The 17,551-nt window shown below is 66.9% G+C and carries 16 protein-coding genes; 9 read left to right on the plus strand and 7 right to left on the minus strand.

The genetic code is table 11. The features are described 5' to 3' along the window. Positions 1–184: 184 nt before the first annotated feature. Both J1N50_RS14280 and J1N50_RS14285 read right to left on the minus strand, forming a co-directional pair. Positions 185–577: an acyl-CoA thioesterase gene (locus J1N50_RS14280; protein WP_215354766.1), complete on the minus strand. Its 393-nt coding sequence runs from the start codon at positions 575–577 to the stop codon at positions 185–187. Positions 578–622: 45 nt separating this feature from the next. Then, a complete protein-coding gene (locus J1N50_RS14285) occupies positions 623–1,873 on the minus strand; it encodes a threonine ammonia-lyase (protein WP_215354769.1) in 1,251 nt (416 codons plus the stop codon). Positions 1,874–1,932: 59 nt separating this feature from the next. Between J1N50_RS14285 and J1N50_RS14290 the strand changes: the two genes are divergently transcribed. The 4 genes from J1N50_RS14290 to J1N50_RS14305 all read left to right on the plus strand — a co-directional run bounded on the left by J1N50_RS14290 (position 1,933) and on the right by J1N50_RS14305 (position 7,166). Continuing rightward, a complete protein-coding gene (locus J1N50_RS14290; protein WP_215354772.1) occupies positions 1,933–2,811 on the plus strand; it encodes an NAD(P)-dependent oxidoreductase in 879 nt (292 codons plus the stop codon). A gap of 209 nt (positions 2,812–3,020) precedes the next feature. After that, positions 3,021–4,673 (plus strand): amidohydrolase, encoded by a 1,653-nt coding sequence (locus tag J1N50_RS14295; RefSeq protein ID WP_246553542.1) that lies wholly within the window; start codon positions 3,021–3,023, stop codon positions 4,671–4,673. Then, on the plus strand, positions 4,654–5,922 hold the full coding sequence (locus J1N50_RS14300; RefSeq protein WP_215354776.1) for an FAD-dependent oxidoreductase: 1,269 nt from the start codon (positions 4,654–4,656) through the stop codon (positions 5,920–5,922). The genes J1N50_RS14295 and J1N50_RS14300 overlap by 20 nt, the downstream gene beginning before the upstream one ends. 95 nt (positions 5,923–6,017) lie before the next feature. Then, on the plus strand, positions 6,018–7,166 hold the full coding sequence (locus tag J1N50_RS14305; protein ID WP_215354778.1) for an alpha-hydroxy acid oxidase: 1,149 nt from the start codon (positions 6,018–6,020) through the stop codon (positions 7,164–7,166). A 112-nt stretch (positions 7,167–7,278) separates the two neighbouring features. On the opposite strand, the gene creD is transcribed toward J1N50_RS14305, so the two are convergent. Continuing rightward, the gene (gene creD, locus J1N50_RS14310) at positions 7,279–8,775 is read right to left on the minus strand and encodes a cell envelope integrity protein CreD (RefSeq protein WP_215354780.1); all 1,497 of its coding nucleotides are present in this window, start codon (positions 8,773–8,775) and stop codon (positions 7,279–7,281) included. A 525-nt stretch (positions 8,776–9,300) separates the two neighbouring features. Between creD and J1N50_RS14315 the strand changes: the two genes are divergently transcribed. The 3 genes from J1N50_RS14315 (at position 9,301) to J1N50_RS14325 (ending at position 10,855) form a co-directional block, all read left to right on the plus strand. After that, positions 9,301–9,717, plus strand: a complete 417-nt coding sequence (locus J1N50_RS14315) for a hypothetical protein (protein WP_215354782.1) — start codon at positions 9,301–9,303, stop codon at positions 9,715–9,717. A gap of 31 nt (positions 9,718–9,748) precedes the next feature. After that, on the plus strand, positions 9,749–10,231 hold the full coding sequence (locus tag J1N50_RS14320; protein WP_215354785.1) for a GNAT family N-acetyltransferase: 483 nt from the start codon (positions 9,749–9,751) through the stop codon (positions 10,229–10,231). 156 nt (positions 10,232–10,387) lie between these two features. Continuing rightward, complete coding sequence (locus J1N50_RS14325) at positions 10,388–10,855, plus strand: nuclear transport factor 2 family protein (protein ID WP_215354788.1); 468 nt, start codon at positions 10,388–10,390, stop codon at positions 10,853–10,855. Positions 10,856–10,874: 19 nt separating this feature from the next. Here the strand turns inward: J1N50_RS14325 and J1N50_RS14330 are convergent, their stop codons facing one another. The 4 genes from J1N50_RS14330 to J1N50_RS14345 all read right to left on the minus strand — a co-directional run bounded on the left by J1N50_RS14330 (position 10,875) and on the right by J1N50_RS14345 (position 14,969). Further along, complete coding sequence (locus J1N50_RS14330; RefSeq protein WP_215354791.1) at positions 10,875–11,981, minus strand: S41 family peptidase; 1,107 nt, start codon at positions 11,979–11,981, stop codon at positions 10,875–10,877. Positions 11,982–12,058: 77 nt separating this feature from the next. Continuing rightward, positions 12,059–12,259, minus strand: coding sequence for a hypothetical protein (locus J1N50_RS14335; RefSeq protein WP_215354794.1), 201 nt, complete (start codon positions 12,257–12,259; stop codon positions 12,059–12,061). Further along, the gene (locus J1N50_RS14340; protein ID WP_215354797.1) at positions 12,247–13,404 is read right to left on the minus strand and encodes an acyltransferase family protein; all 1,158 of its coding nucleotides are present in this window, start codon (positions 13,402–13,404) and stop codon (positions 12,247–12,249) included. Before J1N50_RS14340 ends, J1N50_RS14335 begins: the two co-directional genes overlap by 13 nt. A gap of 47 nt (positions 13,405–13,451) precedes the next feature. Then, on the minus strand, positions 13,452–14,969 hold the full coding sequence (locus tag J1N50_RS14345) for an acyl-CoA carboxylase subunit beta (protein ID WP_215354800.1): 1,518 nt from the start codon (positions 14,967–14,969) through the stop codon (positions 13,452–13,454). A gap of 70 nt (positions 14,970–15,039) precedes the next feature. On the opposite strand from J1N50_RS14345, the gene J1N50_RS14350 reads away from it, so the two are divergent. Together J1N50_RS14350 and J1N50_RS14355 are read left to right on the plus strand one after the other, a co-directional pair. Further along, positions 15,040–15,819 (plus strand): SDR family NAD(P)-dependent oxidoreductase, encoded by a 780-nt coding sequence (locus tag J1N50_RS14350; protein ID WP_215354803.1) that lies wholly within the window; start codon positions 15,040–15,042, stop codon positions 15,817–15,819. Positions 15,820–15,930: 111 nt separating this feature from the next. After that, on the plus strand, positions 15,931–17,529 hold the full coding sequence (locus tag J1N50_RS14355) for a S10 family peptidase (protein WP_215354806.1): 1,599 nt from the start codon (positions 15,931–15,933) through the stop codon (positions 17,527–17,529). Positions 17,530–17,551: the final 22 nt, after the last annotated feature.

Raw genomic sequence — 17,551 nt, forward strand, 5'->3', positions numbered from 1 at the left:
GTTTCGAGCGAAGCACGACATTTCCAGCATCGTCATCCTGAACTTGTTTCAGGATCCATGGTCTTTCGTTTCCTTCGGCGTGGCGTAGAATTTGAGCGAAGGCCATGGATGCTGAAACAGCGAGGCCATCGCCGCAGCCAGCATGACGAGAATTGAAGGGCTGGAATCCACCCCCGAAGCCGCCCTACCCCAAAAACGGCGCCACAATCTCGTCGGTCACGCGCAGCGGCCGCCCGCTCGCCTTGTCGAGCAGCGCCCAGACCGTTCGCGCCCTGACGTGGACTTTCCCATCGGCGCCGGTGAACTCCATGAAGCGGTCGAACTTCGCACCCTGCGGCTTGTCGGCGACCCAGGTCCGCGCGGTCACCGTCTCGCCGGGACCGAGCGCGCGCAGATAATCGATCTCGTGCCGCACCACGACCCAAATGTAAGCGTCCTTGTGTGACGGCGGCGCGGCGGCGTCCCAATGGCCGGTTGCAACCTGCTGGATCCACTGGACCCAGACGGCGTTGTTAACGTGGCCAAGCTCGTCGATGCTGTCGGGGGTGGCGGTGAGCTGGAGAGTGAATTCATTCATAAGGCCGCCATAGCAATCCCCTCCCGCAAGCGGGAGGGAGCAAAATCAAGCCAACTCGACCGTGGTCACCATATAGCCCGCGTCGCGCAGCGAGGCGACGAGGCTGTCGAGATGCTCGCGATCGCGCGCTTCGCATTCGATGTCGGTGATGAGCCCCTTGGCGGGCAAGGTCGTGAAGATGCGCTGGTGATAGATTTCGATGATGTTGACCTGCTTCTCGTCGAACAGCTTCATCACCTTGAACAGCGCGCCCGGCCGGTCCTGCAGCCGGATACGCAGGCGCGCGATGCGGCCCGAGCGCGCGAGATCGCGCAGCAGCACGTTTGCGAGCAGGCGCGTGTCGATATTGCCCCCGGTCAGCACCAGCCCGACCTTGCGCCCCGCGAATTCCTCGGGATGCGCGAGCATCGCAGCGAGCCCCGCGGCGCCCGCGCCCTCGACGACGGTCTTTTCGATCTGCAGCAACAGGCTGACCGCACGCTCCAGATGGCGCTCGGCGACGAGCACGATATCGTCGTTGAGTCCGGAGACGAGCTTGCGAGTGTAGGAACCCGGCTCCTTCACCGCGATGCCCTCGGCGAGCGTGTCGCCCTCGCACGCCATGTCGACGCCGTTGAGTTCGGCATACATCGACGGATAAAGCTCGGCCTGCACGCCCACGAGGCGCATGTCGTTCTTGATCCCGCGCGCCGCGGTTCCCATCCCCGCGAGCAGCCCGCCGCCGCCGATCGGCACGATCAGCGTGTCGAGTTCGGGCACATCCTCCAGCATCTCCAGCGCCACGGTTCCCTGCCCCGCCGCGACATGCGGGTGGTCGAAGGGATGGACGAAGGTCAGACCGCGTTCCCTTTCCAGCACCCGTGCATGGGCGTAGGCGTCGTCGAAGGTCTCGCCGTGCAGCACGATCGTCGCGCCGTGGCTCGCGGTCTGCGACACCTTCACCTGCGGCGTGGTCTTCGGCATCACGATGGTGACGGGGACGCCGAGCCGCTTGCCATGATAGGCGAGCCCCTGCGCATGATTGCCCGCCGACGCCGCGATCGCGCCGCGCGCCTTCGCCTCGTCGCTGAGCAGCAGCAGCGCGTTGAGCGCGCCGCGCTCCTTGTACGCCGCCGTGAATTGCAGATTCTCGAACTTCAGCCAGACCTCGGCGCCGACCAGCTCGGACAAGGTCTGCGAATGGAGGGTCGGCGTTCGCACGACCGCGCCGTTAATTCGCCCCGCCGCCGCGCGCACATCGTCCAATGTGATCGCCGGAAGGTCGGCGGCGGAGGTCAGGGCAAGTTGCTCGGTCATAACGATAGGCCCCCTACCCCATCTGGCGCGCCGCGCAAACCATGGTTATGGGTCGCTGTATGAGCGAACGGAAATTGCGCATCAGCTTCATCGGCACCGGCGTCATGGGCGGGCCGATGGCGGGGCATCTCGCGAAGGCGGGACACGACCTCACCGTCTATAACCGTACCCGGTCAAAGGCCGACGCCTGGGTCGCGGCGAACGGCGGCAAGGCGGCATCGACGCCGGCCGAGGCCGCGAAGGACGCCGACGTCGTCCTGACCTGCGTCGGCAACGACGACGACCTCGCGCAGGTCACGCTCGGCCGCGACGGCGCCTTTCGCGCGATGGGCAAGGGAGCGCTGTTCATCGACCACACCACCGTCTCCGCCCGCATCGCGCGCCAGCTTTCGGTCGAAGCCGAGGGACTGGGCCTCCACAGCGTCGACGCTCCTGTCTCCGGCGGCCAGTCGGGCGCGGAGGCCGGCACGCTGTCGATCATGTGCGGCGGCACGAAAGCGGCGTTCGCGGCGGCCGAGCCCGTCATGCGCGCCTATGCCGCGCGCATGGTCCATATCGGCGGCCCCGGCGCGGGCCAGACCACCAAGATGGTCAACCAGATCGCGATCGCCGGGGTGATACAGGGTCTGTCCGAGGCGCTGCGCTTCGCGCAGGCGTCGCGGCTCGACACCGACAAGGTGTTCGAAGCCGTCTCGGGCGGCGCGGCGGCGAGCTGGCAGATGCTCAACCGCTGGGGCACGATGGCGAAGGACGAGTTCGATTTCGGCTTCGCGGTCGACTGGATGCGCAAGGACCTAGGCCTCGCGATCGAGGAAGCGCGGGTCAATGGCGCGACCTTGCCGGTGGCGAGTCTGGTCGATCAATTCTATGCCGATGTCCAGAAGCTAGGGAACGGCCGCCGCGATACCAGCTCGCTCGTGACGAGGTTGCCGAAGTGAGCGGCGAGCTGAAACACGCCCTCTCCTTCAGGGGAGGGCAGCGAGACTTGCGAACTTGTTCGCTAGTCGCAGCGGGTGGGGGGCATCGGCCTTGCGCTACGCTGACGGCCCCCACCCCAACCCAGTGCCAGGTAAACCGTCCCCCGGACGGTTTAGGTCATGCCGGGGGCATGACCGGCCTGACACTCCTGAAGGGGAGGGGCTTGATTATGGCGGCCCTCGCCGCCCTCCTTCTCTCAACCCCCGCGCACGCCGACACGCTCGTCGACAATGTCAACGGCATCACGCTCGACAAGGACGGCAAGCTCGTCCGCTTCACCGGGCTCGTCATCGACAGCCAGGGCAAGGTCAAGCAGCTCCTCGACCGCAAGGACAAGCGCCCCGAACGCCCCGATTTCAAGGAAGACGGCCGGGGCCGCACGCTGATCCCCGGGCTGATCGACGCGCACGGCCATGTCATGGGGCTTGGCTTCCAGCTGATGCTGCTCGACCTCTCGGGCACCAATTCGCTCGCCGAGGCGCAGGCGGCGATCAAGAAATACGCTGCCGAAAATCCCGAAATGCCGTGGATCATCGGCTTCGGCTGGAACCAGGAGAAATGGGGTCTCGGCCGCTTCCCGACCGCTGCCGACCTCGACGCCGCGGTACCCGACCGCGCGGTCTGGCTCGAACGCGTCGACGGCCATGCCGGCTGGGCCAATACGGCGGCCATGACCGCCGCAAAGATTACCGCAGCCACCAAAGCTCCCGAGGGCGGCCGCATCGAAATGGCGGGCGGCAAGCCCTCGGGCGTTTTCGTCGACGCCGCGATGAGCCTGATCGACAGCGCCAAGCCCAAGCCGCTCGCACGCGACCTCGACCGCGCCTTCCTGCTCGCGCAGCAAAAGCTGATCGAACAGGGCATCACCAGCATCGCCGACATGGGCACGTCGATCCAGGACTGGCAGGCCTATCGCCGCGCGGGCGACAAGAAACAGCTGGCGATCCGCGTCCTCAGCTACGGTGGCGACATCGACAATATGGCGCTGATCGCCGGATCTGAACCGACGCCCTGGCTCTACGACGACAAGCTGCGCATGGTCGGGGTCAAACTCTATCTCGACGGTGCCCTGGGCTCGCGCGGCGCTTGGCTCAAGGCGCCGTACAGCGACGCGCCGGGGCAGAAGGGTCTGCCCCTGCTCACCCCCGCGCAGCTCCGCAACAAGATGGTGCGCGCGTCGATGGACAAGTTCCAGGTCGCGATCCACGCGATCGGCGACGCCGCCAATGCCGAGGCGCTCGCTGCGATCGACGACCTCAGCCGCGACCTTCCCGGCGAGCGACGCTGGCGCATCGAACATGCGCAGATCGTCGACCCGCTCGACATCCCGAAATTCGCCGAACTCAAGGTCATCGCCTCGATGCAGCCGGTCCACCAGACGAGCGACCGGCTGATGGCCGAAGCGCGGCTCGGTCCCGACCGGCTGAAGGGCGCCTATGCCTGGCGCAGCCTCGAAAAGGCGGGCGTCCGCCTTGCCTTCGGCTCCGACGTGCCGGTGGAAAGCGCCAACCCCTTCCCCGGCATCGCCGCCGCCATCTCGCGCACCGACGCCGCGGGCCAGCCCGTCGGCGGCTGGCATCCCGAGGAAACGGTGACGCGCGAGACAGCGCTCGACGGCTACACGCGCACCGCCGCCTACGCCGCCTTCGCGGAGGACCGGCTCGGCACGCTGATGCCCGGAATGCGCGCCGACTTCCTGATCCTCGCCGACGACCCGCTGCTCGCGAGCCCCGATGCGATCCGCAAGATGGTGCCGCTCGAAACCTGGATCGGCGGCTATCGCTATTACAGGAAGAGCGAGGGTGCGACCGTTGGCCGGTGACGTGCCGTCGCGCCGCGCCGTCCTGAGCGGCCTTGCGGCGCTTCCCGTCGCGACTGCGGCGATGGCGGCCGAACGCAAGCCCAAGAAGCGCAAGCCCGCGCGCCCCAAGATCCAGCATGTCGACGTCGCGGTCATCGGCGCGGGTGTGTTTGGCGCATGGACCGCCTGGCATCTCGTCCGCGCGGGCAAATCGGTGCGCCTATTCGACGCCTATGGCGCCGGCCACTGGCGCGCCTCGTCGGGCGGCGAGAGCCGGGTCATCCGCATGGGCTATGGCGCCGACACCATTTACTCGGACATGGCGAAGGAGTCGCTTCAGTACTGGAAAACCCTCTCCGACACCGCGAGCCTGCCGATCTTCCACAACACCGGCGTGCTGTGGTTCGCACCGCAGGGCGACACCTACACGCGTCAGTCGCTCGACTGGTTCAAGGCGAACCGCATCGATCACGACCATGGCGACGTAAGCTGGCTCCAGAAGAACTGGCGCCAGATCCAATTCTATCAGGGCGAAACCGGCATCCTCGAAAAGGACAGCGGTGCGCTGATCGCGGGGCGTGGGGTGCAGGAAGTCATCGCCGATGCGCAAATCGAGGTCGAACGCGTCGTCATGCCTGCACCACTGATCGCCAAAAAGATCAGGAAGCACCGCCTTCCCGACGGCGGCACCGCCGACCATCTCGTCTATTGCGCCGGTCCCTGGCTCGCCGAACTTTTCCCGCAACAGCTGGGCGGCAAGATCGTCGCGACGCGGCAGGAGGTCTATCATTTCGGCGCGCCGCAGGGCGACACGCGCTTCACCCCGCCCGAACTTCCCGTCTGGGCCGACTTCAACAACGGCCGCATCGTCTATGGCATCCCCGACCTTGAGGGCGCGGGGTTCAAGATCGCGATCGACGTCCATGGCCCCGTCGTCGACCCCGACACGCTGGACCGCGCACCGACACCTGCGGGGATCGCGGAGGCCCGCGCCTATATCGCGCGCCGCTTCCCCGGCCTGACCGACGCGCCGCTGATCGGGGCGCGCGTCTGCCAATATGAGAACAGCTCGAACGGCGATTATCTGATCGACCGGCTGCCCGGACAGGATCGCATCTGGCTGGTCGGCGGCGGGTCGGGCCACGGGTTCAAGAACGGACCTGCGGTCGGCAAGCGCGTCGCGGCGCATATCCTCGACCCGGCGCTCCCGGTCGAGCCGCGCTTCAGCTATGCGACCAAGGGCACGGTCGCCGCGCGGACGGTCTATTAATTTCGTCATTGCGAGCGCAGCGAAGCAATCCAGAGTTGCGCAAACCGCTCTGGATTGCTTCGCTGCGCTCGCAATGACGGGACTGTAGGGCACGCATGAAACTCACCGACTGCCACAATATCGACGACTTCCGCGCGCTCGCGAAGCGCCGCCTGCCGTGGCCGGTGTTCGACTATATCGACGGCGCCGCCGACGACGAGGTCACCCGCCGCCGCAACCGCGACGCCTTCGACCGCTGCGACCTCGTTCCGCGCGTGCTTGCCGGGGTCGAAAGCATCGACATGAAGACGACGCTGTTCGGGCGCGAGATGGCAATGCCGCTCTTCCTCTCGCCGACCGCGCTCCAGCGCCTGTTCCACTGGCAGGGCGAGCGCGCCGTGCTGCGCGCCGCAGCGAAGGCCGGAACCGTCGCCGGCATTTCCAGCCTCGCCACCATCGGCCTCGCCGAGGCGGGCGCGCTGACCGACGGCCCCAAGCTTTTCCAGCTCTATGTCCACCACGACGAGGGGCTGAACAAGGCGATGCTAGACGCCGCGCGCGACGCGAAGTTCGACGCGGTCGCGCTGACCGTCGACACGATCGTCGGCGGCAATCGCGAACGCTGCCTCCGCTCGGGCTTCACCTCGCCGCCGCGCTTCACCGCGCGCAACATGCTGAGCTATGCGATCAAGCCCGGCTGGGGCCTGAACTATGTCCTTCGCGAAAAATTCAGCCTGCCGAACCTCGCGACGCATGTGTCCGAAGGATCGAGCGTACCCAAATCGGTCGCCGAATATTTCACTACGATGCTCGACCAGAGCCTCGACTGGAAGCGCGCCGAGGCGATCCGCAAGCAGTGGAACGGCCCCTTCTGCCTGAAGGGCATCGCCGCGGTCGAGGATGCGAAGCGAGCCGTGGACATCGGCGCCACCGCCATCATGGTCTCGAACCACGGCGGGCGCCAGCTCGACGGCAGCATCGCGCCCTTCGACGCGCTCGCCGGGATCGTCGATGCGGTCGGCGACCGGATCGAGGTGATCTGCGACGGCGGCATCACCCGCGGCACGCATGTGCTGAAGGCGCTGTCGGTCGGCGCGAAGGCCTGCTCGGGCGGCCGCCTCTATCTCTACGCGCTCGCCGCGGCGGGCGAGGATGGCGTCGCGCGCGCGATCACTCTGCTCCGCGCCGAAATCGAGCGCGGGATGAAATTGATGGGGGCCAAGACCCTCGCGGATCTCGGCCCCCACAATCTGCGCTGGCGGTAGCGCATTCCTAAAAGCGTGTGCCCCCGCGAAGGCGGGGGCCCATCACCTGCCGGTGCCATTTCGAGCCAACCGGAGATGGGTCCCCGCCTTCGCGGGGACGCACGGCTTTCTGTCAAGCGGCCGCTGCCGCCGCAACCTCCTCCTTCTTGCCCAGCCCGCCCCAGTCGATGTTGCGCGTCATGTACATCACACCCGCAAGCGCGAAGAACATCAGCACCGACCCGATCAGCAGCGCATAGGCTTCGAGATTGAGCAACGTATAGAGCAGCGCATAAAGGCCGATCAGCATCGCCGCGAGAAAACGCGCGCGCTTCCAGCTCTTGAGCACCGCCGCACTATAGAAGGTCAAGAGGCCGATGATCGCCGCCGAAGCGAGCATATAGGCCGGCATGAACCCGATCACCTCGGCGAACGCCAGCAGCAGCACGAAGAACAGCACCAGCGCCACCCCGGTCAGCAGATATTCGGCCGCCGCGACCCGCGCGCCCGCGATGATGTCGAACATCAGGAAGGCGACGAAAGTGAAGCCGATGAACAGGAAGCCATATTTGATGCTGCGGTCGACCTGGCTGTACAGGTCGACGGGCTCGATCAGGCTGATCGCGATCGCCTTCGCGGTCCCGCCCGAGGTCTCCATGCCGCCGCTCCCGTCGGCCGCGGCGGGCGCCGGCGCCTCGACGGCATAGGCGTCGCGCGTGCCGTAATTGGTCGCGACCGGCGGCGACAGGTCGCCCGTCAGCACCTGCGCCTGACCCAATGCAAGGTTCGGGATCGCATAGGCCGCGGTGAAGCCGTTTGCCGTTACGCTGCGCTTCGCGGGCAGGAAATCGCCGCCGAAGCTCGGGTTCGGCCAGCTCGACTTGACCGTCCAACGCGTGTCGACCCCGCGCGGGATCAGCTTGAAATCGCCGAGGCCGCGCACGCCGATCTTGTAATCGACCTTCAGCGGTGCCGCGCCCGTCCAGTCGACAAATGCGAAGGTCCCCGAATTGCCCGTCGAGGCGAGCCCCTTGCCCGGCTGCAGCGCCACGGGCGTGCCGTTCACCGCCAGACTGTTGCCGTCGACCAGCCCGCGCGCGTCGCTGACGCCGAGGCGTACCTCGGCGCGGTCGAGCATCAGCGCCTCGCGCGTCACGCCATAGCGGGCGATATCGGCGGGCAGCACAAAGTCGGCGCTGCCCGCGATCTGGCTTTCATAGACGACGGTCTCGTAGATCGCCTTCTTGCGCTTCTCGGGCTTGATCGCGACCTCGGCCTTGTTCGCCTGCGGCGAGAGATAGAGATTCCGGATCGTGTTGACGGTCCGCGTCACGTCGCGGCCATTCTCCTGCACCGTCTGCGTTTCGGTCGTACGGTACGGGATCACGATCACCGGGCCGCCGATCGTCTGCTGGCCGCCCCAGCCCTGCCCGATCGAGGCCTGCGCGGTCTCCGCCTGCTGCTGGCGGTCCCAGAGCAGGCCATAGACCATCAGCAGCGGCACCATCAGCGCGACGGCGATCAGCACCGCGATCACCAGCTTGACGCCGGGGCTACGCTCGCCGCTGCCGCGGGCGGGGGGAATGGGGGGAACCGATACGCTTTGCGGGGATTGAGACGCTTGAGGCATGGGGGTTTCGCTCCAGCTACTTCAACTCGTCGATGAAATTGCACGGTTCACCGATAGCGTCAAGCCGATTGCGATGAAGTGCCGCCGAGTTGGCGATCCGCACTCCGGCGAAGCGCCGTGTTGGCCTTGGTGTGCACCTACGGCGGGTTTGGGGTGGAAAGCGGACGTATCAACAACGTCGCCCCCGCGCAGGCGGGGGCCGCCATCGGCCTTTTCCTGCGCCGCAGCGTAAACCGACTGCTGCCCCCGCCTTCGCGGGGGCGACGGCTAGTTCCGGTCGTTTCCCGTCATTCGTCATCCCGGACTTGATCCGGGATCCACCGCCGCGCTGAAGGCATGGACCCCAGATCAAGTCCGGGGTGACGATGAACGATAGGCCAGCCTCCGGTCGACTCCTGCCATTACATCCCGAACGCCCGCAAATGCCATCTCTCGCCCGAAACCCGACACCCCACCGCAACATCGCCTTTGAAACACCGACCGCAGCCTATAGCATCACCGAAACCATCGCGGGGGGAGGCTCACATGCCCGAAAAATTCGACGCGCTCGACCGGCTGGTCCAGTTGCTGCTCCTGGTCGCCGCCGTCACGGCGGCCGCCAACGGGCTTTTCATGCTGGCCAAGCCGCTCGACTGGTATGTTTTCATTCCCACCGTGGTCACCACCGGCCCGCCGAACGCTCATTTCATCCGCGACATCGGCCTCGCCTATGCGGGGTCGGGGCTGATCCTGCTCTATGCGGCCGCGAACCCGGTCCTCCGCTGGCGCGCCGCGGTCGTCGGCGGGCTGTGGCTGGCGCTGCACGGCCTGCTCCATCTCTATGAGGTCGCGGCCGGCATCTGCGGCCCCGCGACCTTTCGGGCTGACGCGCCCGCGGTGCTCGGCCAGCCGGGGCTGGTCATCGCCGCGCTGCTCATCCTGCGCGCGCGAAAGCGTATTTGACAGCCGCGCCGCCGCCCGACAGAGCAGCCGCATGACCGTCTCGATCCGCTCCGCCACGCCCGCCGACCTGCCGCTGATCGCGCAGTTCATCCGCGACCTCGCCGACTATGAAAAGCTCGCGCACGAAGTCCGCTTCGACGAGGCGACGCTCGGCGAGAAACTCTTCGGCCCGCGCCCCTATGCCGAAGTGGCGATCGGGGAGATTGATGGCGCGGCGCAGGGCTTCGCGCTCTTTTTCCACAATTTCTCGACCTTCGAGGGGCGCCCCGGCATCTACCTCGAGGATCTGTTCGTGCGCCCCGGTGCGCGCGGCTCGGGGCTCGGCAAGGCGCTGCTCGCACACCTCGCCAGGCTTTGCATCGAACGCGACTGCGCGCGCCTCGAATGGTCGGTGCTCGACTGGAACACCCCGTCGATCGGCTTCTACCGGAGCCTCGGCGCGAAGCCGATGGATGAATGGACGGTGATGCGCGTCGACGGCGAAGCGCTGGACGCGCTCGCCGGCGCCGGTTGATCGCTGCCTGGAAATTTCGCGATTCCAGTCGCTAACCGGCGGCATTTGCCTGCCCTTGCAAATCATGCTTCCCTGCCGCCGGGCCGCGGGCAGTTCGCGCTTTTGCGAACGATTCGGTCACCCGAAACGGGGACCGGCAACGACGGGGAAAATCGCATGACCATCAAGCTGCTTGCCGCTTCGGCGGCCCTCCTGCTCATGGGCGCGGCGCCGCTCGCGCACGCCCAGATGCCGACCTGGTCCGCCGAACAGGGCGAGGTGTGGAAATTCGTCCAGCAAAGCTGGGTCGACGATGTCGCGCAGAACGGCAAATGGCCCGCCGAATATGCCGACCCGCAAATGATCACCTGGTCGGCCGAGTTCGCCGCCCCGCGCGGCAAGGATGCGACCGTGCGCTGGACAAAGTTCCAGAACACGCAGGGCAAGGTGCTGCAATATGAGCTCAGCCCGCAGTCGATCTCGCTCAGCGGCAACACCGCGGTCGTGACCTATGCGCTGACCATTGTCGCGCAGCGCGGCACCGACAAGCCCGACTGGGGCAAGGAAGCCATCGTCGAAACGCTGGTGCGCAGCGGCGGCGGCTGGAAATTCCTCGCCTCGACCAGCTTCTCGCTCGGAAAATAGCGCGGCGGCGGAGCGGCGGTCAGCGCGCCCCGCGCGGTTTCCGCCGCTCCATCGGCCACGCCGGCATGTGCGCGTCGGACAGCGTCTTCGCCTCCGCCGGCGCGATGCCGAGGTCGGTCAACACGCGCACCAGCGCGTCGGCGGGCGGCACCGCGATGTCGGGCTGAATACCGTCGCCTTCCCAATCCTTGCCGGTATCGGGGTCATAGGTGCGCCCGACCGGGATGAAGGCCTCGTACCCGCCGCCCAGTTCCTCGCCGCGCCCGAAATGATTGGCGCCCGCGGTCGGCGCGCCGACCAGCACGCCGCGATGCGTATGCTTCATCGCCAGCGCGAAATGCTCGGCCGCCGATCCGCTCGCGCCCGAGGTCAGCACATAGACCCTGGCCTTGTGCAGCCTCTTGTCGCCGTTCGGCAGCGCCCAATGCTCGCGCGTCACCATGCCGGGGTCGCCCTTCACAAGACGCAGCGAAGCGACACCGTCGATCGGTGATCCGCCCCCGGCGTCGACCGAGGCGCGCGTCGCCATCGTCACCAGCCGCGTCGGCTCGGCGAACAGCCATGGAAAGATCACATCCATCTGGTCGAGCCCACCGCCGTTGTGGCTGCGGATGTCGAAGATGATCGCCTTGGCATCGGCATGGTCGGCCATGAATTTCGCCGCCGCCTCGGTCACCGCCGCATCGTGGGGAAACAGGTTGAAGCGCACGAAGGCGATCCCCGGCGCGATCCAGCCCGCCTGCTCGACCGGGGGCTTGCGCGGGCGCGGACCCGCCACGGCAGTCCCCGGAACGGTCGGCGCGGCGGACGCCGCCTCGGGCACGCGCAGCCGCAAATGGCCATCCGGCGCGACCGCATTCAGGTCGGCGTCGATCGCCGCGCCCAGCGCCTCGCCGGACAGCGCCCGGTAGCGACCGGCCCTGATGCCCGCGCGGAGCGCCGCGGCATAGCGCTTCCCCGTTTCGGGATAGACATAGTCGCGCTCGAGCAGCGCCGCATATCGCTCGGCAACCGCATCGCCGACAGCTTCGTCAGCGGCGAGCACCGGAGGCGGCGCGATCGCGGGCACCGCCATCATCGCGGCCGCCATCAACAGGCCGGGTACAAGGCGCGAGGAACGAATCATCCCAGTCTCCAATCCACCCCCGGTTCGCCGCGAGGTGTATCAGAGTTGCAATACAGATCAACTACATTTGTAGTCGATCAAGTACGACGCCGCGCGAACCACAGGAGCGCGACGCCGACGACCGCCAGCGCCGCCCCGTTGCGCGTCCAGGTGATATCGCCCAGCATGAAGCTGCTTGCGGGCCAGCGCACGATGTCGAGCCCCTGCAAGATCCACAGTCCCCCCATCATGATCGCCGCGATCCCGACGATCGCCATGATGCCTTTCAACGCGCCCATATCATCCTCCCCTGTTTGCGCTGCAATCCGATAAGGGGCTGCAGCCAGCCGATGGTGCGCCCGATGGCGTAGAAAAGCCAGCAGCCGATCGCGGTCACGACGACAAGGATGAGGAAGGAGGGCAGCGCCGCCATATCGGCCCGCAACAGATACCAGCCCGCGACGACGATGATCGTCTGGTGGACGATGTAAAAGGGGAACACCGCCTCGGCGAGCATCGCGCGCCGCGGATGATCGCGGTTCCACCAGCGGTCGGCGGTCCCGACCAGCGCGACGATCGTCGCCCAGCCCTGCACCTGCCGCGCGACATGATAGGGCGCGAAAACCCAGTCGGGCGCGATCGTATCGCCCGGCCAGGTCCATTCGACCCATGCGATCGGAACGAAGGCAAGCACCGCCAGTCCCGCCGCGACCGGCCAGCAGCGCGCCACGCTGTCGAACAGCACCGGCCGCACGCGCAGCAACCAGCCCACCGCGAACGCCATCATATAGTGAAGATGCGACGGCCCGTCGTCGAGCAAGGCGTGGGTCTCCTCATGGTGGGGAAAGGCGCGCAAGACCGCGAGCCACCACAAGATCGGGACGATCAGCAGCCCCCAGCCGCGCAGCAGCCGCGCGCCGGCATCCGCGACCCTCGCGCGCGTCTCGTCCGGGACGAGCGCCAGCAGCAATGCGGCGAGCATCGTATAGGCCCACAGATAGACGACGAACCACAGATGTTGCCAGGTCGGCAGGATAATCCCGTCGAGCGCGCCGAACCGGAAATAATCGTGCAGCCAGAAATGCAGAAAGCCGTGCCGATAGCCAAGCTGGCCCGCCAGTTCGATCCACGGCTGCGGCGGAATGACGAAGACGATGCCGAAGGCGAGCGGGATCAGCAGACGCGCACTCCGCGACCGGGCGAATGCCCCCGCCCCGCCGAGCTTGCCCGAAAGCGACGCGCTGGCATAGCCGGACACGAGAAACAGCAGCGCCAGCCGCCAGCCATTCGTCGCCAGCATCGGGATCGCGACCCAGTCGATCGTCGGATCGATCTTCACATGCCAGTGCCATGGCACGAAATACATGCCGATATGGTAAAGGATCAGCAGCGCGAACGCGCCGATCCGCAGCCAGTCCATGCCATAATGGCGTCCGCCGGTCATGCTCGATCCCATCCCCCTTCCCTCGTCATCCCGGACCCTTCGACAGGCTACTTCACCACCCGCCACGCCAATTCCGCAAATTCGCACAGCAGCGGCCGTGTATCCCTGGGGTCGATGATATCCTCGACCCCGAATTTTTCCGCCGTCCGGAACGGCGAGCGCACGCGGTTCAATCGCTCGCGGATCGCCTCCAGATGCGCCGCCGGATCCTCGGCCGCTTCGAGCTCGCTCTTGTACGCAACCTCGACCCCGCCCTCGATCGGCAGGCTGCCCCAGTCGCCCGACGGCCAGGCGAAACGATATTGGAAGCGCTCGGCGTTCGACATCGCGCTGCCCGCGATGCCATAGGCGCGCCGCACGACGACCGACGCCAGCGGGACCGTCGCGCGATAGATCGCGTTCATCGCCTGCACGCCGTAACGGATCGTCCCCGTCCGCTCGGCCTCGCCGCCGATCATGAACCCCGGATTGTCGACGAGGTGGACGACCGGCAGCCGGAACTGGTCGGCGAGCTTCACGAAACGCTCCGCTTTCTCGCTGGTCTTCGCGTCCCACGATCCGCCGAGGTACGACGGATCGCTCGCGAGCACCGCAACCGGCCAGCCGTCGAGCCGCGCGAACGCCGTGATGACCGCCCGCCCCCAACGCGCGCCCATCTCGAAGAAACTGCCCGTATCGAACACCGCCTTCGCGATGCGCCGCATCGAATAGACCTGCTTCGCCTCGCGCGGCACGATCGACAGCAACGCCTCGTCGCGGCGATCGACCGGATCGCTGCACGGCGTGCGCTGCGCCCGGTCATGGATCGACGACGGCAGATAGGACAGGAAGCGCCGCGCCGCCGCAAAGGCATCGGCCTCGCTCGCCACCTCGTCGTCGACGACACCGTTGCGCGCATGCACATCGACCCCGCCCAGTTCCTCGCGATCGAGCGTATCGCCGATCGCCGCCGCCACGGCCGGCCCCGCCGCGAACAGCTGCGACAGCCCGCGCACCATCACGCTGTAATGGCTCGCGACCACCCGCGCCGCGCCCAGCCCCGCGGTCGGTCCGAGCGCGAGCGCGACCACCGGCACCGTGTCGAGATTGGCGATGATCCGGTCCCAGCCGGGAACATGCGGGATATAGGTATAGCCCATCTCCTCCAGCGTCTTCACCGACCCGCCGCCGCCGGTGCCGTCGATCATGCGGATCAGCGGCAGGCGATATTCATGCGCCATCGCCTCGCACTGGACGAACTTGCGGTGCAGCGCCGCATCGGCCGCGCCACCGCGCACCGTGAAATCGTCGGCGCTGGCGACGACCGGTCGCCCGTCGATATTCGCGCGGCCGAAGATGAAATTCGACGCCGCCAGATCTTCCAGCTCGCCGTCCGCGCCATATTTGCCGCGCCCTGCGATCTTGCCGATCTCGCGAAAGCTGCCCGGATCGACGATTGCCGCAAGCCTTGCCCGCGCGTCCATCTTGCCGCGCCCATGCTGGCGCGCGACCTTTTCCTCGCCGCCCATCTTCTCGGCCATCGCCCGGCGCTGTCCGAGCTCGTCGATCTCTTTTTTCCAGCTCATGACGGGGAAGCTATCTTACGTCTACGTAAACGTCATGCCATATTCGCGCGGAACCTATCGGGAGAGAGCAATGACAGACATGAACCTCGCGGGCCGCACCGCGCTCGTCACCGGCGCCTCGCGCGGGATCGGGCGCGGCATCGCGCTGGCGCTCGCGAAGGCGGGGGCGGATATCGCGGTCAACTACACGCGCGACGCCGCCGCCGCCGCCGAAACCGTCGCGGAGATTCAGGCGCTCGGCCGCAAGGCGAAGGCGTATCAGGCCTCGGTCGCCGACGAGGAGGCCAGCGCCGCGATGGTCGCCGCGATCGAGGCCGATTTCGGCCCGCTGTCGATCCTGATCAATAATGCCGGCATCGCCAGCCGCGGGCGGAGCGTCGCCGACACCGACGCCGCCGAGGTCGAGAAACTGCTCGCGATCCACGCCGTCGGCGCGCACCGCCTGTCGCGCCTCGCGCTGCCGCAACTCCGCCAGCACGACCGCAGCGACATCGTCATCATTTCGAGCATCGCGACGCTCCACCACGCCGCGAACGGCGCGCCCTATAATATGGCGAAGGCCGCGGGCGAAGCGCTCGCACTCACGCTTGCGAAGGAGGAGGTGAAGAACGGCGTGCGCGTCAACATCGTCGCGCCGTCGCTGACGGTCAGCGACATGGGCGAACGCCTCGCGCGCGCGATCACCGGCAACGACGACATCCATCACCTCGACGCCAAATTCCCCTTCGGCCGCGTCCCGACGCCCGACGACGTTGCCGCCGCCGTCGTCTGGTTCGTGAGCGATGCGAACCCCTATTGCTCGGGACAAAAGCTCAACATCGACGGCGCCGGACAGGCCTCGTTCCGCTAACCCGCGTCCTTGCGAGCGGCGAAGCCGCGTGGCAATCCGGAGAGGCGCAAGCCACCCGGGATTGCTTCGCTCCGTTCGCAATGACGGACCAATGCAGATGAGATCGATCAAATGAAGTTCGTCACAGCCGCCGCCCTTGCCTTCGCCCTCGCCGGCTGCGCCGCCGCCCAGTCGAAGGAACCGCGCCCGGCGTCCGAAGTCGCGCCCGCCGATCAGTCCTATTTCACGCCGAGCGAAGTCCGGTCGTCGGCTTCGGTGACGGTAGGCGGAACCGCGATTCCCTATCAGGCGGTCGCGGGGACGCTGGTCGTGCATCCGAAGGGCTGGACCGACACGCTTCCAAACGAACGCAAGCGCGACAAGGATGCCGGCGGCGACGTTCCGGCGTCCGAAGCCTCGATGTTCTACACCGCCTATTTCCGCGACGGCGCGCCCGCCGAAAGCCGCCCGATCACCTTCCTCTTCAACGGCGGCCCCGGCTCGCCGACCTTGTGGCTGCACATGGGCGCCTTCGGTCCGATGCGCGTCGAGACGCCCGACCTTGTCCACGGCTCCGCCCCCTATCGCACCGTGCCCAATGCCTACAGCCTGCTCGACGCCTCCGACCTCGTCTTCGTCGACGCGCCCGGAACCGGCTTCAGCCGCGTCGCGGGCAAGGACAAGGAAAAGGCGTGGTACGGCGTCGACCAGGACATCCACGCCTTCACCGTCTTCGTCCGCGACTTCCTGTCGAAATATGGCCGCTGGAAATCGCCCAAGTATATCTTCGGCGAAAGCTATGGCACGATGCGCGCCGCCGGGATGACGCTGGCGCTGCAACGACAGGACATCGACCTCAACGGCGTGATCCTGCTCTCCGACATCCTGAACTGGGATCTCCTGCCCGACGATCCGCAGGTCAACCCGGGGGTCGATCTGCCTTATGTCGTCGCGCTGCCGACCTATGCCGCGACCGCCTGGTATCACAAGCGCGCGGGCGCGGGGCGCGAGCTCCAGCCCTTCCTCCGCGAGGTCGAGGCGTTCGCGACGACGGACTATGCTGTTGCGCTGATGAAGGGGAACAGCCTCCCCGACGCCGAGCGACAGGCAATCGCGGCGCGGCTCCACGCCTACACCGGGCTGCCGCTCGCCTATCTGCTCAAGACCAATCTCCGCATCGAATATGGCGCGCTGCAAAAGGAACTGCTCGCCGACAAGGGGCTGACCACCGGCACGCTCGACACCCGCTTCACCGGCATCACGCTCGACCCGCTCTCCAAGGTCGCCTCGAACGATCCGCAGGGCGCGGCGATCGGCGCGGCCTATACCGCGGCCTTCAACGACTATGCGCGCGGCACGCTCGGCTATGGCGCGGGCCAGCATTATGAAGGCGCGCTCGATGTCTATGAAAGCTGGGACTACCGGCATCAGCCGCCCGGCGCCGGCCGCGCGCTGATCGCGCTGCCCAACGTCCTTCCCGACCTCGCCGTCGCGATGAAGCAGAATCCGAAGATGAAGCTGCTCGTGACCGGTGGCTATTTCGATGTGTCGACGCCCTATTTCGCGGGCTGGTTCGAACTGCAGCACCTGCCCGTCCCGAAGGAGCTGCAGGCGAACATCGCCTATCAATATTACCCCGCCGGCCACATGATCTACGTCAACGTCCCGCTGCTCGCCGAGATGCACCGTGACGTCGGCGACTTCATCCGGCGGACCGACGGGATCGAATAGGTCTGCTTTGTGCTCCCGCGAA

It is taken from the genome of Sphingopyxis soli (assembly GCF_018682675.1).
Taxonomy (GTDB): Bacteria; Pseudomonadota; Alphaproteobacteria; order Sphingomonadales; family Sphingomonadaceae; genus Sphingopyxis; species Sphingopyxis soli.

Excerpts from the sequence above, each read along its gene's own strand:
- J1N50_RS14320 (WP_215354785.1), top strand. The coding sequence starts at position 9,749 with ATGACCGTCTCGATCCGCTCCGCCACGCCCGCCGACCTGCCGCTGATC.
- J1N50_RS14350 (WP_215354803.1), top strand. The coding sequence starts at position 15,040 with ATGACAGACATGAACCTCGCGGGCCGCACCGCGCTCGTCACCGGCGCC.
- J1N50_RS14345 (WP_215354800.1), bottom strand. The coding sequence starts at position 14,969 with ATGAGCTGGAAAAAAGAGATCGACGAGCTCGGACAGCGCCGGGCGATG.
- creD (WP_215354780.1), bottom strand. The coding sequence starts at position 8,775 with ATGCCTCAAGCGTCTCAATCCCCGCAAAGCGTATCGGTTCCCCCCATT.
- J1N50_RS14280 (WP_215354766.1), bottom strand. The coding sequence starts at position 577 with ATGAATGAATTCACTCTCCAGCTCACCGCCACCCCCGACAGCATCGAC.
- J1N50_RS14325 (WP_215354788.1), top strand. The coding sequence starts at position 10,388 with ATGACCATCAAGCTGCTTGCCGCTTCGGCGGCCCTCCTGCTCATGGGC.
- J1N50_RS14330 (WP_215354791.1), bottom strand. The coding sequence starts at position 11,981 with ATGATTCGTTCCTCGCGCCTTGTACCCGGCCTGTTGATGGCGGCCGCG.
- J1N50_RS14295 (WP_246553542.1), top strand. The coding sequence starts at position 3,021 with ATGGCGGCCCTCGCCGCCCTCCTTCTCTCAACCCCCGCGCACGCCGAC.
- J1N50_RS14285 (WP_215354769.1), bottom strand. The coding sequence starts at position 1,873 with ATGACCGAGCAACTTGCCCTGACCTCCGCCGCCGACCTTCCGGCGATC.
- J1N50_RS14335 (WP_215354794.1), bottom strand. The coding sequence starts at position 12,259 with ATGGGCGCGTTGAAAGGCATCATGGCGATCGTCGGGATCGCGGCGATC.
- J1N50_RS14305 (WP_215354778.1), top strand. The coding sequence starts at position 6,018 with ATGAAACTCACCGACTGCCACAATATCGACGACTTCCGCGCGCTCGCG.
- J1N50_RS14290 (WP_215354772.1), top strand. The coding sequence starts at position 1,933 with ATGAGCGAACGGAAATTGCGCATCAGCTTCATCGGCACCGGCGTCATG.
- J1N50_RS14340 (WP_215354797.1), bottom strand. The coding sequence starts at position 13,404 with ATGACCGGCGGACGCCATTATGGCATGGACTGGCTGCGGATCGGCGCG.
- J1N50_RS14355 (WP_215354806.1), top strand. The coding sequence starts at position 15,931 with ATGAAGTTCGTCACAGCCGCCGCCCTTGCCTTCGCCCTCGCCGGCTGC.
- J1N50_RS14315 (WP_215354782.1), top strand. The coding sequence starts at position 9,301 with ATGCCCGAAAAATTCGACGCGCTCGACCGGCTGGTCCAGTTGCTGCTC.